This window comes from Mycobacterium sp. NGS41 (assembly GCF_059812725.1).
The window spans coordinates 1-16605 of the sequence record NZ_JCALDF010000047.1 but is presented as its reverse complement, the minus strand read 5'-3'; the positions used below and the strand labels follow the sequence as shown (position 1 = coordinate 16605).

The following is a 16605-nucleotide window of genomic DNA, read 5'->3' as shown; positions in this document are numbered from 1 at the left end:
CGGTCCGTAGATAACTCGGAATATGCGTCGCCGCACAGCCGCCCCCGCACAAGCCGGCGCGGACGTCGCTTGTGGTCCGATCTCAACTGGCGAATGGATCAGCGTTCAGGCCGGCTGGCGAAGCGATAGGCCGGCGGCGCGATAGATCGCATCGATCACGGTCATGTTCTCGACCGCGTCTCGCGGTGTCGTCTTCACCGGTTCACCGTGCAGCACCGCCGCCGCGAAGGCGTCTAGCTGATACGCGTAGGAGGCGCGCCGCGGGAAGCGCTCCACACGTTTGCCGTCGGCCGACCGGACCGAGAGGCGACGGAAGGACTGCGGTACCGCCGGATTGAGCACCCGCAACTCGCCGCGGTCGCCGACGACCTTGGCGCTCACCCGCAGCAGATCCGACGACCACACCGAGCAGCGGACACGGCCGGTGTGCCCACCCGCAAAGCGCAACTCGGCCGTCATGGCCCGGTCCACCTCAGGACCACGCAATTTCGCCTGCGCCGAAACGACTTCCGGGGTCGAACCGCCAAACATGCGGACCATGTCGACTGCATAGCTTCCGGCGTTCATCGTCGCGCCACCGGAAAGGGCGTAATTGTAGAGGTTGCTGGAGAACTGGGGCAGCAATACGCACATGGCTACCTCCACGCGCTCCAGTTTGCCCAGCTCCCCCGAAGCAACGATCTGCTCAGCGCGCAAAGTCAACGGATGGTAACGATAGTGGAATGCCTCCATTACCACCCGGTCCGACTTCGTGGCGAGTTCGGCGATCTCATGGGCCTCGTCGGCATTGGCAGTAAACGGCTTTTCGCACAACACATGCTTGTTCGCGGCGATCGCAGCTCGAGTCCACCTGCCGTGCAAGCCATTCGCAAGCGGGATATAGACAGCATCCACGTCCGGATCGGAAATCAACGCCTCGTAGCTGTCGTGCACCCGATCGATGCCGTGTTCGGCAGCAAAGGCTTGAGCACGAGATACGTCCCGCGCCGCCACCGCGGCCACCACGACCTCGCCGTTTTCCCGGGCCGGGTTGATGAGCGCCAACGGTGTGATGCGAGCCGCGCCCAGGATGCCGATCCGCAGCGTAGACGCGCGCCCAGACACGGAGCCGACGCTAGCAGTTGATCCGAGTCATTCGACCGTAGGGTGCTGCGTCCAGCCCGCAGACCCGCAGCAGAATGGGTGTTCCAGCCGGCCGGGAGACGATTTGGAAAGCTTCAAACGAGCCAACGCCGAACAGCCGGTCAGGTATGGTTCCGACCGTGTGGGGCTCAGTCGTGGGGTTGGGGTTGCTCGTGGCGCTCAACCCGGTACTCCTGGGCCTCATCCTGCTCCTCATTTCCCGGCCACGGTCCCTGCATAATCTGCTCGCCTGCTGGCTAGGCAGCCTGATAGCGAATATTCCCCTGCTGCTGATTCCGCTGATGGTGCTGCATTCAACTCCAAGCCTTACGTCTTTCTCGAAAGACTTGGCAACGCCGACGACGTCCGTGGGCTCCACGTTCCGGCACATTCAATTCGGGGTAGGTGTGCTCGCGCTAGCCATCGCCGCGCTGCTGATAGCGCGCTTCCTGGCGCGTCAGAAAGCGCGCCAGCCGGGACCAGGCGGCACAACGTCGACGATGGTGCTGGACTCGAATCCGCCGACCGGAATCGAGCGGCTGCTGGGCGGCGCGCCGGATGCGACAACGGAGGAAGGGTCTGCATTTCGTCGGCTGCTCGGGCGGGCCCGCAATGCGTGGGAAAACGGATCCTTGTGGGTCGCGTTCGCATTCGGCCTGATATCGCTGCCGGGGCCGCCCATGATTGTGTTCATAGACACTCTGATCGTGACCTCGGGAGCGTCGATAGGCGCCCAGGTTGGCGCCGTCATCGCATTCGTCCTCGCGGCGCTTTGGGTTTTCGAGATCACGCTCGTCAGCTATCTGGTCATCCCAGCGAAAACCCAAGCGGTGCTGCGACTGTTGCACGACTGGGCACGAACTCAGCGCCGGAAGATCTTGGTAGCCACGTTGGTTGTGGGTGGGATCGCGCTGCTGGCCCAGGGCATCGCCTGAGCTGGCGGCCGACAGCCCGGCAGCTGGTAAGCGTCAGTCAGGCCCAAGTCCCGCTGCGCCGGTGAGCCATTGCGCGGGTCGCGCGGATCAACTTCAGGACGGACGGGCGAAGGGCCCTGGTGTTGGAATGGCCGCGGAAATCCTCGAACGCCGCCCGGAGAAGATGCTCGCTCGCGCGATACCCCTCGAATACGCGATCCAGCGCTGACTCATCCACGGGCTCATCCCGCGCCGCCCCGCACAACTCCTCGTAAACCCTGGAAACCCAGTCTGTCTCGAGGACCTCTGTCACCGGGCCCGCGTGTTGCTGGCGCCGAAGATCCTGTTTGAGAAACTCGTCGACTGCGCTCTCGTCCGGGGTGCTGAGATCGATCCCAAGCGTCGCCGAAATCCGCGCTACTTCCCGACGCCAGTCGTTGAGAAGGTTTGTGTACTCGACGAACACGCGCGGAAGGGCGCGCGTCTGTCTTTCGGCCAACAGACTGAATTTCAGCCACAAGGCACTCGATATCTCCGGCGGGTCTTCGATGATCGCCGCAAGCGACGCGACTACCTCCTGCGGGTGGCGCAGCGGAATCAAGGCACCGACGTCGAACCCGGCTAGACGTGCTGCCTCAAACCACATGTCGGACAGCAGCGTTATCCGCGGTTCCTTGATGACGACGAGCGGCGCGGCCGGCAACGTCGTGAGAAACGCCCCGATCTCGTCGACGCAGGCGGCGTACTCTTTGGCGTCGATGGCACCTTCCTCCTGGAGGTGCATCGTCGGGTCGTCCCAGGTGGTGCCGTTGCGGTACAGGATCTTGTCGTTGAGATGCAGCGCCGCCCGCGGTTCCCAATAGCCACTCGGATTGCGTGCATCGGCGCCCATCATCCCGCCCGGCAGCGCACCGCCGCAAAGCGAGAGAACCCGGGTCAGCGCCGATGTTCCGGACCGGCCTATTCCCACCACGAACAGAGCCAACGGACGGGCCGTACTTCCGTTCTGCGCGGCGCCGGTCACGAGCACGACTCCACGGTGGCTATGCCGGCCGCATAGAGCAGCTCGACCTGTGCCGCCGCCGGGGCGAGAGAAGGAAACCTTGCGATGCGCTTCGCAGCGCTGCGACGGCTATTTGTCATGGCGCCAATATAGACAGGTGTCCGCCGCTGTCGCGGTGAATCACGTGAATCCGCAATAATCTACGGGGCGCGGCCCGGCCTCACCTCTGCTACCCAGTGCGATATCGAGCGGGCCAAATGCCCACTGTTACCGAGGTAAGTCGCGGTCTTCGGCATCGACGACCACAGCTCAGTATCTGAGCTACATCGACCGAGCTGAAGCACCGGATCGGCTACTCTCGTCTGATGCATCGGTGCGCCGCAAAGTCCCACGAAGTCCCGGGAAGCATCGCCCTCCGCGACGAGATCTACGCGTCACAGGGCGGCGCGGACGAATCCTGTGTAATCGGAGGCTGATCAGTGGCAGTCCGTATGCGTCCGCAACGTGCATCCGTTAAGAGCCGCGGCTCCAACGGTGATGCACCGCAAGATAATCTGCTCGCGTCCATGGACCACGGCTTGTTCGTCGGGCAACGCGCCACCGGCCAGGAGATGGTCATCCAGGTCGTGTGGCTTTATGAGCACCCCATCGACCTCGATGGGGTGAGACGTTTTCACCAGAATCTCGGTCATGGGCTGTTGGGACGGCTCATCGAGCGTTCACCGCTGCCGTTCGCCCGGTGCCGGTGGGTCGCCGATCGGGGGCCATCGGACATCGAAATCGCTGAGCGCGCTCGCCCCCGCGAGGAACTCAGCGACTGGCTTGACGAACGTGCACAAGTGCCTCTTGACCCGGAATGGGGGCCGGGCTGGCGTCTCGGCGTCCTGCCACTTACCGATGGCTCCACTGCGGTCACCCTGACGATTTCCCACTATCTGATCGACGGCCTCGGGGGTGTCCTGGTGCTGAGTGAAGCGGTTCTGGGAATGCGGCGGGATCTTGGCTACCCACCCCCCGGCTCACGTACTCGAAGGCACGCGGTGGCTCAGGATGCTCGCCAAACGGCTCGGGACGCAGCTGAGGTCGCCCGCGCGGTTGCCGCGGCAGCAAGACAAGCCCGTCGTGCGCGGCAGGACCGGGCCCGAGTACGCCGGGACGGCGATCTTGCCGGATCAACCGCACCGCAACCCGTCGGCGTCCCTCCCGACGACGACGGCGATAAGGGTCTCCTGCAGCCGGGTGTCACGATAAGCGTCGGCCTCGACGTTTGGGATGCCCGCGCGAAGGCTCTTGGCGGAACGAGTCACGCGCTGGCCGCTGGGTTTGCCGCGAAGCTCGCGGAGCGCATGGGACGCCGACGTGCCAGCGACGGCGCCGTCACCTTGCTACTGCCCATCAGCAAACGCACCGAGCACGATACGCGTGCGAACGCAGTGTCCCTTACCACCGCCAGCATCGACCCGTCGAAAGTCACGACAGATCTGGGTGACCTCCGAGCCGCCATCAAGCAAGCGCTCACCGCTTCGCGGGAGACGCTGGATGAGCCGTCGCAGTTCCTTTCGTTGATGGCGTTGACGCCAAAGTGGGTGCTGAAACGGATCGCCAATGCCGGGCGGCCCGACCCCAATTTCCCGGTGCTGTGTTCTAATCTCGGCGACCTAGGGTCGCAGCTTTACCGTGTCGATGGCACCGAGGCGGAGTACGCCACCGCGCGAGGGGTTTGGCTAAACCTGACGCCAGAGCGGCTTGAGCGGCTGGGCGGCCAACTGAGGGTGTACTCGTGGCGCCTGGGCACCAAGATTTGTATTTCCGTCGTCGCATATCAACCGGGCGCCGCGAACACCAAGCGCGCGCTGCGTGAACTGGCCGCGCGCACGCTGGCTGAGTTCGACCTGACCGGCGAGATCGACTAAGTAGTCGTCCCTCGTCAGTCAGCTATCCGAAGACCCGTCCGCTGCCAGCCGGTCGCGCAGGCTCTTGGGCCGGATATCTGGCCAGTTCTGTTCGATGTAGTCCAGACAAGCGGCACGGTCGGCTTCGCCGTAAACCACCCGCCAGCCGCGGGAACATCTGCGAACGTCGGCCAGAGGCTGTGTTGCTCCTCGTCGTTGACCAACACGAAAAAACTGCCCTTTTCGTCGTCGAACGGATTGACGCTCACCACTTCTCCAGACGGTCCTGCGAGATACGAGTAAACCGCTCCCAACGGTAATGGAGATCGATGCCCGACCGGCACCCGGTGTTACGCGCGGGTAGTTGAATCAGACCTGGTTCAGGATGCTCAGAGATACGTGCCGGAGAGCGAGAAGTCGTCCAATGCGCTCGAAATACTTTGGTGTACAAGCTGCTTCGGGTCAGCGCAATTATGATGATAGGCACTGACCGAGACGAAGACCTGGCCGCAGGCTCGTCCCGATACGAGCATCCTGAATCCGTCGAGCCGGCGCAGCGTCGCCTCGGTCGCTCCCGGGTAGAGCCACTTCATGGCGAAGCACTCGGCGTCTGTGCCATCTGGCCGACTGGTGGCCGGGTTAACCACACCAAGGTTGGATGCCGCGATGTAGCTGGTCGCATCGCCGCCGCCGCGACCCCCGTGCAGGAGCCGCTTAGGCACCAGACCCAACAGGGGAACGAGAGGCAACACTGCCTGGGATTCGTCGCGCACCTCTCGATGGCGATTCATCGCTGCTTTGACTGCGGCCCGGATCTTGGTCAGGTCCGTCACCGCCAGTGCTGGGTCAACCGTGACGACGGCGTCATAAATCGCGTTGGCACGCGTATCACCGTCGACGCGGTCATTCACCGGCATACTCACCGCGACCGAGCCGTCGGCGGCTACCCTTCCATCCCGCTGTGCGAGGCGGGCCGCCAATCCCAGAAGCAGTGAGTTACTGGTCCCGCCAAGTGACTCCGCGCGAGCATCCCACTGCCCGGCTTCGACAAATACCGTCGCCATCGAGAGCGTGACGGATTTGTCGGACACGTTTCGCGGCGCGCTCGGGGTGGCGGCGTTGCCACCACCGTGGCTGTTCCGGGCCCAGCGCACCGCGGCGGCGACACCGCGGCCCATGGCGGGGATGTCGTGGGCAACTTGGCGGGCATCTTCGCGCACGGCTTGCCACCGCCGGCGCGATGCGCCGGCGGGCCAGTCGATCGGGTCATCGCGTCCCAACGCTGCGTCTGCCAGTGCCTCGCACAGTCCTATTCCGTCCGTAACACAGTGTGAGACGACGAAACTCAGTCCGGCGCCCCCGTCGGTGAACGGGAACGCCGCAAGGCGCCACCCGGATCCGTCTTCGCAACCCAATAGCGTGTCGGCCTGCTCGTTGAGCCAGCCGTCGAATTCCTCGCGCGGTCGAGCGGGCGCAACGATCTCGATGTCCGGTGAGTAGCTTGGCGATACCCAGCGGTGGCGGCCGAATGGCAGTGCTGACCGTTCGATGCGCCGAGACAACCGGCCCCGCTGAAGATGGTGGTGGAACCGGCGCAGACCATCCATGTCGAGTGGGCGGTTGTACACCCAAACACACTGCAGTTGACTGGTAAATCCGGTCACTCGTCCGATGTCAAACATGCTCTGGTCGAGCGGATCGAGTAGGTGGGCCACGTTGTCGAACTGTACTTCGTACCTTAGGTCTTCGAAGCGATTCCGCCCCTCAAGGGCAACGCAATTTCACGTCACCGATCAGCCACCGCGCCGCAAGCGAGCGAAATCTTCCACACGGTCGGCGGCTTGGCTGATGCTGTCGGCGGATTTGGTGATCTGGGTGGCGATCTCGCGGGCCCGCACGACGTATGACGGAACGAGGATCTGACGCAGGTCCGAAACCAGCGATTCTTGGGTGGTGGTCGAAAACCGCCGGGCCACACCCACTTTCAACCGTTTCACCCGAACTCCCCACAGTGTCTGATCGAGGTCGGTTGAAAGGATCAACTGCGGAACTCCGGCGCGCAGGCCGAGCGCCGTCGTGCCCGCGCCACCGTGGTGGACCACCGCTCGGCAGGTGGGAAAGATCGCCGCATAATTTACCGACCCCACGACCATGACGCGGTCCGACGGCGCGACGCGGCTGAAATCACTCCCACCCGAGCAAATCACCGCACGCTCGCCCAACTCCGCACAGGCCTCGTTGATCATCGCGACCGTATCGGTGGCAGATTCGACCGGCATGCTGCCGAATCCGAAGAAAATCGGCGGTGTTCCCGCGGCAATCCACGACGCGACCTCGTCGTCGGCATCCGTCGGCAACTCCATCGTCAGCGCGCCGACGAAAGGCCTTAAGAACCCGGTCGGCCCCTCCCATTTCGCCCACTCGGCAGCCAGACCCGGGAAGCAAACCTCATCGTAGGCCTGGATTTCCAGCGATCCGCGCTCGGCGATCCGTCGCGGCGTGGGGCGGGTAGCCTTCGGCAGGCCCAGTTCACGGCGCTGCGTGTCTTCGACCTTCTTTGCCACGCGCCAACTTATCCAGTCCTGGACCGTCATTGTGGCGCGGGCCAACGGCGCGGGCAGGAATGCCAGCAGTTGGCCGTTGGCACGGATCGGGAAGTAGTGCAGCGTAGCCAACGGAATGCCGTGATACTCCGCGACGTTGGCGGCGAGCTCCTCGTAAACAAGGCCGGTGAACAGCAGGTCGGCCCCGTCGGCCAGCGACGTCAGCGTCGTGCTCATTTCCGCGAAGCACTGGCTACGTTGCTTCTTGACCTCGCGCCACAACTCGTTGAGCTCGCGGATCCTCCAGAAGTGGCGGAAGACACCGGTCCAAAACTTGCGGTGGGCGTCCAACATTTCCTGCAAATCTGGTCCGTATGCGCTTGCCGTAAGTCCGGCCGACTCGGCGAAGTCGAGTAGGTCAGGCGGGACTGCGATGCGGACCTCGTGCCCACGGCTCAGCAACTCGCAGCCGACGGCAACGCTTGGCTCGACATCGCCACGAGTCCCATAGCTCGCCAGCAAAAACTTCATTGCTGATTCTGGCCTTCCGTTTCCGGCGCGCGTCTGCGGAATCAAGCGGCAGCTTCGCCCCCGGTTCAGACGCCCGGCAGCATAACCCCGATACTCGCACTACCGACCTTAAATCCAGAAAGTTCTTGGTACGTGTGGCGCGACGATCCCATGAACCGGCCGAAGCAACCTGTCCTGACTTGGCCGGTCAGGTTTTTCACCATCGCAGCGGCGAAAGAACCTCAACCTGTATGTGGCAGCGGATGATACGTTCTTGATTCGCCCAAACCGGCAAAGCTTTGGGCCGTCATCCGCTGAGGAGCTCGATTTGACCGACCGTGAGCTGGATGCGCGCGAGGCGGAACACATTTTGTGGGATGTGATTGTCGTGGGCACCGGCATGGGGGGCGGAATGCTGGGCTACTCGTTGGCCCGGTCGGGCCGCCGGGTGCTTTTCGTCGAGAAGGGTCGCTCGACGCTGCCCGGAACGCCCGGGACGATTCGCTCTTCGATGCCGGAAGTGGCCGACCCGCGGGCGGGCCGTTCCACAAAGACCTACCTTGACGCCTTGGCGCGGGCCGGACGTACAACCGACGAGATCGAAGACATCAGCAAGCGCTTCTCGCGGCGGTTTGTGCCGTTCCTCGGCAGCGGGACGGGAGGGTCTTCGGCCCTCTATGGCATGGTATGCGAGCGATTTTTCGATCGCGATTTCACTCCCCGCCAGAACTTCCTCGACCCCGGCGATTCCACCGTGCCGGACGCCTGGCCCATCACCTACGACCAGATGCGGCCCTGGTACGCGGCAGCCGAGAAACTGCTGGGGGTCCGCGGTCAGCCCGATCCCCTGCGGCCGGATTCGGCCGAGATCGGTTTGCCTGCGGCGCCGCCCTTTTCGGCAGACAACCAACCCCTGGTCGACTATCTGGCTGGTCGCGGATTGCACCCCTACCACCTGCCGATGGCCTGCGACTACCTCGATAGTTGTGCCACCTGTCAGGGCTATCTCTGTCACCAGTCGTGCAAAAACGACGCCGCTCGTAACTGCCTGCTGCCAGCCATTGCCGAGCACGGCGCCCAGTTGCTACCCGAGTGTCAGGCGTTGCGTTTGGAAGCGGACCGAACCCAGGTCCAGCAAGTGGTCTGCGCGAGCCGCTTCGGCACGCTGGCCCTCAAGGCAAAGGTGGTGGTGCTGGCCGCGGGCGCGTTGGCCACCCCGGCACTGTTACTCAATTCCCGTTCCGGCGATTGGCCGCGTGGATTGGCCAACGGCTCGGACTTGGTGGGCCGCAACTTGATGCGCCATCTGATCGACTTGATCGAGATCTGGCCGGAACCCGATCGCAAGAGCACGGCCGAAAACAAGGAAATTGGACTCAATGATTTTTATTTCTGGGAGGGGCAAAAGTACGGCACCGTGCAATCGTTCGGCTCGATGCCACCCCTGGAGATTCTGTCCAGCACCCCGGGCTGGCGGGCGAGAGCGTTGCGGCTGACGAGCCCGGCGGCGCGCCGGATCTACCAGCGCTACCTCGGTGGGGGCATGGTGCTGGCGTCGATCATGGAAGACCTGCCCTATCTGGACAACCGCGTCTTGCCAAGCGATCGGTCAACCTCGGACGACCGCCAGCGGCTGCGAATGCAGTATCGTCTTCACGCCAGTGAGATCGAGCGCCGCAAAGTGCTTTTACGGCAGTTGGAAGCGGTGTTGGAGCCGTTTCGGAAAGTCAACCTGCGGGGCGCTGACGACAACAAAGTCCTGGGCCACGTGTGCGGCACCTGCCGCTTCGGTACCGACCCGAAATCCAGTGTGCTTGACCCACTGAATCGAGCGCACGAAGTGGACAACCTGTACGTGGTGGACGGCTCATTCTTTCCGTCCAGCGCCGGTTTGAATCCGAGTTTGACAATCGCTGCAAACGCCCTTCGGGTAGCCGAGCACATCCACCAGGTGCGATTTGTCACGTGACAAACTGTGGCAAATGCCATCGCGGGTCGGCGTTCAGGCCGGCTTGCGCGGCGGGCGCGGGAATTGGATCGGTAGCCTCGTCTGATGAATCGGTTCGATCCCCCCGCGGCCCACACCGCACCGCAGCGTCCTTTAGGCGCTGAGATGTATTCCCGGCCGCGCGGCACGGGCGAGTCGATCCGCGTCTTCGGGAGCTGATCCGTGCTGGCCCCGATGCGTCGCGCACGTGAACGCTTGAACTCGCGTGCAGCCGACGGCGATATGCAACTCGACAATCGGCTCGCGATGGTGGACCAAGCGTTGTTCGCCGGACATCGCGCCGCCGGCCAGCTGGAAGTCATGCAGGTCGTGTGGGTTTACGAGCACCCGATCGATTTCGACGCACTGAGGCGTTTCCACCACAATCTCGGACACGGGTTGTTGGGACGGCGCATCGAGCGTTCGCCGCTGCCGTTCGCGCGGCATCGGTGGGTCGCGGATCGTGGACCGTCGGACATCGACGTCAGTTCGCGCGCGCGTCCGCGAGCGGAACTCAGCGACTGGGTCGACGAACGCTCACAACTCGCCGCCGATCCGGAATGGGGGCCCGGCTGGCATCTCGGCGTCCTTCCGCTCACGGATGGCTCGACCGCGGTCAGCCTGGTGATTTCCCACTACCTACTCGACGGCCTCGGGTTGGCGATCGCGCTAGCCGATGCGCTGCTGGGCAACACACCCGACGTTAGCTACCCACCGCCGCGTTCACGCACTCGACTGCGCGCGGTGGTAGAGGACGCCCGGCAGACAGCGCGAGACGCACCTGAGGTTGCCCGGGCGCTGGTGATGGCGGGAAAGCTGGCCCGTGAGCACCGGCACGACACTGCCCGATCGTCGGCATCGAGACCCGTCGCCCGCCGTGCAGCCGACGGCGGTGACGCGATCGTCGTACCGGGTATCACGATCTGCGTCCGACTGGATGAATGGGATGGGCGCGCTAAGGCCCTCGGCGGAACGAGCAGCACGCTGGCCGCCGCGCTGGCTGCCAAGTTCGGGGAGCACATGGGGCGACAGCGGCCCGGGGACGGCGCCGTCACCCTGCAACTGCCGATAAGCGAACGCGACGAGGAGGACACCCGGGCAATCGCGGTGTCGTTTGCGCGCGTCAGCGTGGATCCCGCCCACTTGACGACGGATCTGCATGAGCTCCGCGCCGCCATCAAGCAGGCGGTGAAAGCTCTGCGGGATACGTCAGCAGCAGATGAGCGGCAGATCCTCTGGCTGACCCCATTCACTCCGAAGCGGGCATTGAAGCGGATGGCCGAGGTGGCGCACGGCGACCCCGACCGCCCCGTGTTTTGCTCCAATCTCGGCGATCTCGGCTCAGTGTTGGTCCGTTTGGATGGCACCGATGCCGAGCACGTTTACGCACGAGGGCCGAGACAAAACGTGACGCGGCAGTGGCTTGAGCAAATAGGTGGCCAAGTAAACCTGGCGTCGTTCCGCATCCCCGGCAAGATGATGATCAGCGTCCTCGCCTACCAGCCGGGCGCCGAGAACACCAAGGCCGCCTTGCGTGAGCTCGCCGCGCGCTCGCTGGCCGATTTCGAGTTGACCGGCCAGATCGAGTGAGAAATCGTCGCCGCAGCGGCTGAAGGCGCTCGTCCGGTCTGCGGGGCGTCTACGAATACTGATGAACTCCCTGCCATTTTGCGAGAACTCAACAGCCATGTCACACACGGCGCTTGGCGGTGAATTCCGAATCATTCGATGGGCAAAGGGCTTTCGCCCCGACATGTTCCACACATGTGCAACGGTCAAAACATGCTCGGGAGAGCCCGCGCGACATTTCGGACAGTGCTGGTGACCTAGCAGGACTACGGCCGCAGCTCGATATCTGATGCGGCAGCAGGGTTTCCGCGCTGCGCAGCCGCGAGGCTTGGGGCGCCGACTTCGCGCGGCTGCGGAGCCCACCGGGAGTGTGCCCGTGCGTCGCGACGATGCGTGAGCGGCGCCCACCGTGCACCGGTCAACAGATGTGCGCCGACGATCGATGATCCGACTCCGCTGCGATAGCTTAGCTAACATCACGATTGCGTAACAATCTTAAGAATTCCTCATATGTTCTGGGCACCCTACGTAATAACCTGCGTCTGCCATCGGGGGCCGCCGACGGCCCGACTCGGGGAGGGCAGACATCGCGCATGATGTTGCACGCCGGGTCGTCGGGGGGGCCGCCACGCCTTGAATCAAGCCATGGATTAAGGCCAGGTAGTCAGTGCTGTGAGGAGGCGGAATGGTTCCATCCCTGGCGATCGATGATGGTGCGCGTGGCTTAGCTTCACCGAAGTCTTCGCCCGATGTGACCGCTGCGCCTGTCACTCCGGTTGCCGTGATCGGCATGGCATGCCGGCTTCCCGGGGGAATCGACTCGCCGGAGCAGTTGTGGGAAGCGTTGCTGCGCGGCGATGACCTGGTCACCGAGGTCCCGCCCGACCGCTGGGATGCCGAGGAGTACTACGACCCCGAGGCCGGGGTGCCGGGCCGGTCGGCGTCGAAGTGGGGCTCATTCCTGGACGACATATCCGGTTTCGATTCCGAGTTCTTTGGGATCGAGGAGCGGGAAGCGACCGCGATCGACCCGCAGCACCGCCTATTGCTGGAAACCTCTTGGGAGGCAGTGGAACACGCCGGCCTCAACCCGGCCAGTCTGGCTGGTTCGAGGACCGGCGTCTACGTGGGTTTGACGCACGACGACTACATATCGGTGGCCGCCGATTCCCATGCCTTGGAGGGCGCGTACGGATTCCTCGGCAACAGCTACAGCATGGCGTCCGGTCGGATCGCCTACGCCATGGACTTGCGCGGTCAGGCGATAACGGTGGACACCGCATGCTCGTCCGGCCTCGTGACTGTGCATATGGCCTGCCGCAGCCTGCACACCGGCGAATGCGACCTGGCGCTGGCGGGCGGCGTTTCCATCACGCTGGACCCACGGAAATATGCCGCCGGGTCAGCGGGCGGCGTACTGTCGCCGACCGGGCACTGCCATGCGTTCGACGCCGCCGCGGACGGATTTGCGCTTGGCGAGGGTTGCGCGATGGTGCTGCTCAAGCGGTTACCGGATGCGCTGCGCGACGGCGACCGGATCTTGGCGGTGGTGCGCGGCACGGCCTTGAACAACGATGGCCGCACGGCGAACATCGTCACGCCGTCGCAGTCTGCGCAAGTCGCCGCCTACCGGGCCGCGTTGGCGGCGGCGGGCGTGGACGCGGGGACCGTCGGCATGGTGGAGGCGCACGGCACCGGCGCGCCAATGGGTGACCCGATCGAATTCGCCAGCCTGGCTGAGGTTTACGGCATTGAGAGCCCCTGCGCGCTCAACTCTGCCAAGGCCAATTTCGGACATAGCCAGTCGACTTCCGGAACGTTGGGCTTGATCAAGGCAGTCCTGGTCCTGCGGCATGGTGTGATCCCGCAGAACCTGCACTTCTCCCGCCTGCCGGAGGAGCTCGCCCGCATCAAAACCAATCTTTTTGTGCCGCAGAAAAATACGCCGTGGCCAAGCGACGGTCAGCAACCGCGGCGGGCGGCGGTGTCGGCATACGGGTTCTCGGGTACCAACGCGCACGCAATTCTGGAACAAGCTCCCGAACACACCGAAGCCAGCAGCGATCCCGAAGCAGCGCCGGGGAAACCGTTACTTTTTGCGCTGTCGTCCACCTCGGCCGACGAACTGCGCCGCACCGCCGACCGGTTGGCCGACTGGGTGCAAACACACGACGACGTGGCGCTGCCGGATCTGGCCTATACCTTGGCGCGCCGCCGTGGGCACCGGCCGGTGCGCACGACGGTTGTAGCCGACGACGCCGACGAACTGGCGGCACGGTTGCGCGAGACCGCCGATGGCGAAACTCCGTACGCGGCCGCGGCCGGCCGCGACGATCACGGTCCGGTGTGGGTGTTCCCCGGGCAAGGGTCACACTGGCCGGCGATGGGCGCTGACCTGCTGGCCAGTGAGCCGGTCTTTGCCGCCACCGTCGCCGCGGTCGAGCCACTGATCGCCCAGGAGTCGGGATTTTCGGTGACCGAGGCGCTCAACGCGCCTGAAATAGTGACCGGCGTTGACCGGGTCCAGCCGACGCTGTTCGCCATGCAGCTCGCGCTGGCGGCCACCATGAAGTCCTACGGAGTGCGCCCGAGTGCAGTCATCGGGCAATCGCTGGGCGAGGCTGCGGCGGCGGTGGTCGCGGGTGCGCTGTCGCTGGAAGACGGGGTTCGCGTCATTTGCCGCAGCTCGCGGCTGATGTCGACGATCGCCGGTTCCGGGGCGATGGCAATGGTGGTAATGCCTGCCCAGCAAGTGCTTTCCGAGTTGATGGCCCGCGGGATCAAAGGCATCGCGATCTCGGTGGTGGCTTCACCGGAGTCGACGGTGATCGGCGGGCCCGCCCAGACGATGCGCGAACTGGTGGACGCCTGGCATGCGCGGGCAGTAGTGGTGCGCGAGCTGGTCGCCGACCTGGCCTGGCACACTCCGCAGGTCCAACCGATCCTTGACGAACTGTCGGAGGCGCTGGCTGAGCTCGCTCCGACGACGCCGGACGTTCCTTTCTATTCGACAACCCTGTTCGACCCGCGTGAGCTGCCGGTGTGCGATTCCCGCTACTGGGTGGACAATTTGCGGCGCACGGTGCGGTTCGGCGCGGCGGTCCAGGCGGCTATGCATGACGGCTACCGGGTGTTCGCCGAGCTGGCACCGCACCCGCTGCTCAACCGCGCTCTCGTGCAAAATGCGCGGACCCTCGAGCTGCCGGTGGCCGCGCTGGCGAGCTTGCGCCGCGAGCAGAAACTGCCGCACGGGCTGCGTGGCTTCGTGGCGGATCTGTACGGTGCGGGCGCGGCGGTCGACTTCTCGGTGCTGTATCCGAATGGGTGGCTGGTGGATGCGCCGTTGCCGACATGGACGCACCGTCGGCTGCTGTTGAAGCCCGACGGTCAGGAATCCTACCCGACACACGGCGGACACACCGTTTCGGTGCATCCGCTGCTGGGCCCGCATGTGCGCCTGCCGGAGGAACCGGAGCGCCACGTGTGGCAGGGCGAGGTCGGCATTGCCGACCAGCCGTGGCTGGCCGATCACCAGATCCGCAATGCGCCAGTGCTTCCGGGGGCGGCGTATTGCGAGATGGCGCTGGCGGCCGCGGGCGCCGTGCTGGGCGAGACATCCGAGGTCCGTGACATCCGCTTCGAGCAGGCGCTGCTGCTCGAGGAACAGACCACGATCGGTGCTTCCGCGGCGTTGTCATTTTCGAGCGTCGTCGACTTCACGGTGCAGAAAAATCAGGGTGGCGAACAAACCCAGCTCGCTACCGCAGTCCTCCATGCCGCAGACAACGAGCGGCCATCTGCACATGACATCTCCGCGCTACTTGCCGCGCATCCGCGTAGCGAGGATGGCGCACAGGTGCGAAAGTGCCTTGACGAGCGGGGTTTCCAGTACGGCCCGGCGTTCACCGGTCTCGGCACCGTACATACCGGCGAGGAGGCATGCGACACGGTGCTGGCCGAGGTCGCGCTACCCCGGCAGATCCGCTCCCAACAAGATGCGTACGGCACACATCCGGCGTTGCTGGATGCCTGTTTTCAGTCTGTCGCGGCTCATCCGGATGTCCAGGCGATTGGCGGAAACGTGCTGGCCTTGCCGCTGGGTCTGCGGCTCCTGCGCGCATATGACTCGGCTCGCAACGCCCAGTACTGCTACACACGGGTGACGAAAGCCGATGCGGCTGGGATCGAGGCTGATCTCGAGGTGCTCGACGAGCACGGCGCGATCCTGCTCGCCGCGGAAGGGCTGCGATGGGGCATCGCCGTCTCCGAAGAAGAAGAAAAAGATCTGGTGCTGGCCGAGCGGCTGCTGACCGTCGAATGGCGGCCACGAGAGCTGCCTGACGTGGAATATGCTCACCCCGGAAACTGGCTGCTGATCAGCGCTACCGCCGACGCAGACGCGCTTGCCGCCACTTTGACCGCGGCCCTGAAGAACCATGGGTCGCACTGCACCACCATGTGCTGGTCGCCGGACGCCGATCACGGGCTGAACGGGCAGCAGCTGCGAAATCATCTGCTGGGCAGTGGATTAACCGGTGTAGTGATATTGACGGGGCCGAAAAGCGGTGACGCTGTTGACCAGTCGCCGCTGCTGGGCCGTGAGTATGTGCAGCATCTGGTGCGTATCACCCGCGAATTGCCGGAAATCCCTGGCGAATCGCCTCGCCTGTACGTCGTGACCCATGCCGCTCACACCGTGCTGGATGGTGACGTCGCCAACCTGGAACAGGCAGGGCTCACGGGTTTGATCAGGGTGGTCGGTACCGAACATCCACACTTATCGGTCACTCAGATCGATCTGGACAACGGCACCGACGCCGAGCGACTGGCATGCCAACTGCTCAGCGGGTCCGAGGAAGACCAGACCGCGTGGCGTGACGGCGGGTGGTATGCGGCGAGGTTGTTGCCTGGTCCGTTGCGTGCTGAGGAGCGGCGCACGGCGGTGGTGGATCATCAGCGGGAGGGGATGCGTCTGCAGATCCGCACGCCGGGGGATCTGGAAACTTTGGAACTTGTTGCCTGCGACCGGATTCCACCCGGCCCGGGGCAGATCGAGGTCGCCGTG

11 protein-coding genes and 1 pseudogene are annotated in these 16605 nt (G+C 64.4%); 5 read left to right on the top strand and 7 right to left on the bottom strand.

The features are described 5' to 3' along the window. Window positions 1-105: 105 nt before the first annotated feature. Entirely contained in the window at window positions 106-1104 is a 999-nt protein-coding gene (locus AC5Y21_RS24840; RefSeq protein ID WP_499916601.1) for a Gfo/Idh/MocA family protein, read from the bottom strand. 158 nt (window positions 1105-1262) lie between these two features. On the opposite strand from AC5Y21_RS24840, the gene AC5Y21_RS24835 reads away from it, so the two are divergent. Beyond that, the gene (locus AC5Y21_RS24835) at window positions 1263-2057 is read left to right on the top strand and encodes a GAP family protein (RefSeq protein WP_499916599.1); all 795 of its coding nucleotides are present in this window, start codon (window positions 1263-1265) and stop codon (window positions 2055-2057) included. Window positions 2058-2094: 37 nt separating this feature from the next. Here AC5Y21_RS24835 and AC5Y21_RS24830 read toward each other — a convergent pair whose 3' ends face one another. Together AC5Y21_RS24830 and AC5Y21_RS24825 are read right to left on the bottom strand one after the other, a co-directional pair. Next, the gene (locus AC5Y21_RS24830) at window positions 2095-3060 is read right to left on the bottom strand and encodes a sulfotransferase family protein (RefSeq protein WP_499916609.1); all 966 of its coding nucleotides are present in this window, start codon (window positions 3058-3060) and stop codon (window positions 2095-2097) included. Continuing rightward, window positions 3057-3179, bottom strand: a complete 123-nt coding sequence (locus tag AC5Y21_RS24825) for a hypothetical protein (protein ID WP_499916597.1) — start codon at window positions 3177-3179, stop codon at window positions 3057-3059. The genes AC5Y21_RS24830 and AC5Y21_RS24825 overlap by 4 nt, the downstream gene beginning before the upstream one ends. 351 nt (window positions 3180-3530) lie before the next feature. On the opposite strand from AC5Y21_RS24825, the gene AC5Y21_RS24820 reads away from it, so the two are divergent. After that, entirely contained in the window at window positions 3531-4952 is a 1422-nt protein-coding gene (locus AC5Y21_RS24820) for a hypothetical protein (RefSeq protein WP_499916595.1), read from the top strand. Between the two features lie 18 nt (window positions 4953-4970). Here AC5Y21_RS24820 and AC5Y21_RS24815 read toward each other — a convergent pair. From AC5Y21_RS24815 to AC5Y21_RS24800, 4 genes and pseudogenes are all read right to left on the bottom strand, one after another. Continuing rightward, a pseudogene (locus AC5Y21_RS24815) lies at window positions 4971-5200 on the bottom strand (MbtH family protein). A gap of 120 nt (window positions 5201-5320) precedes the next feature. After that, window positions 5321-6646 carry a hypothetical protein gene (locus tag AC5Y21_RS24810; protein WP_499916593.1) on the bottom strand — a complete coding sequence of 442 codons (1326 nt, stop codon included), beginning with the start codon at window positions 6644-6646 and terminating at the stop codon, window positions 5321-5323. A gap of 78 nt (window positions 6647-6724) precedes the next feature. After that, complete coding sequence (locus AC5Y21_RS24805) at window positions 6725-8005, bottom strand: glycosyltransferase (protein ID WP_499916590.1); 1281 nt, start codon at window positions 8003-8005, stop codon at window positions 6725-6727. A gap of 399 nt (window positions 8006-8404) precedes the next feature. Continuing rightward, on the bottom strand, window positions 8405-8533 hold the full coding sequence (locus tag AC5Y21_RS24800) for a hypothetical protein (RefSeq protein ID WP_499916588.1): 129 nt from the start codon (window positions 8531-8533) through the stop codon (window positions 8405-8407). Window positions 8534-8552: 19 nt separating this feature from the next. On the opposite strand from AC5Y21_RS24800, the gene AC5Y21_RS24795 reads away from it, so the two are divergent. The 3 genes from AC5Y21_RS24795 to AC5Y21_RS24785 form a co-directional block, all read left to right on the top strand. Further along, the gene (locus AC5Y21_RS24795; RefSeq protein WP_499916586.1) at window positions 8553-9953 is read left to right on the top strand and encodes a GMC oxidoreductase; all 1401 of its coding nucleotides are present in this window, start codon (window positions 8553-8555) and stop codon (window positions 9951-9953) included. Between the two features lie 201 nt (window positions 9954-10154). Further along, a complete protein-coding gene (locus AC5Y21_RS24790; RefSeq protein ID WP_499916584.1) occupies window positions 10155-11561 on the top strand; it encodes a hypothetical protein in 1407 nt (468 codons plus the stop codon). 664 nt (window positions 11562-12225) lie between these two features. Next, window positions 12226-16605 (top strand): beta-ketoacyl synthase N-terminal-like domain-containing protein (locus AC5Y21_RS24785; protein ID WP_499916582.1); only part of this gene is annotated, 4380 nt, incomplete at its 3' end.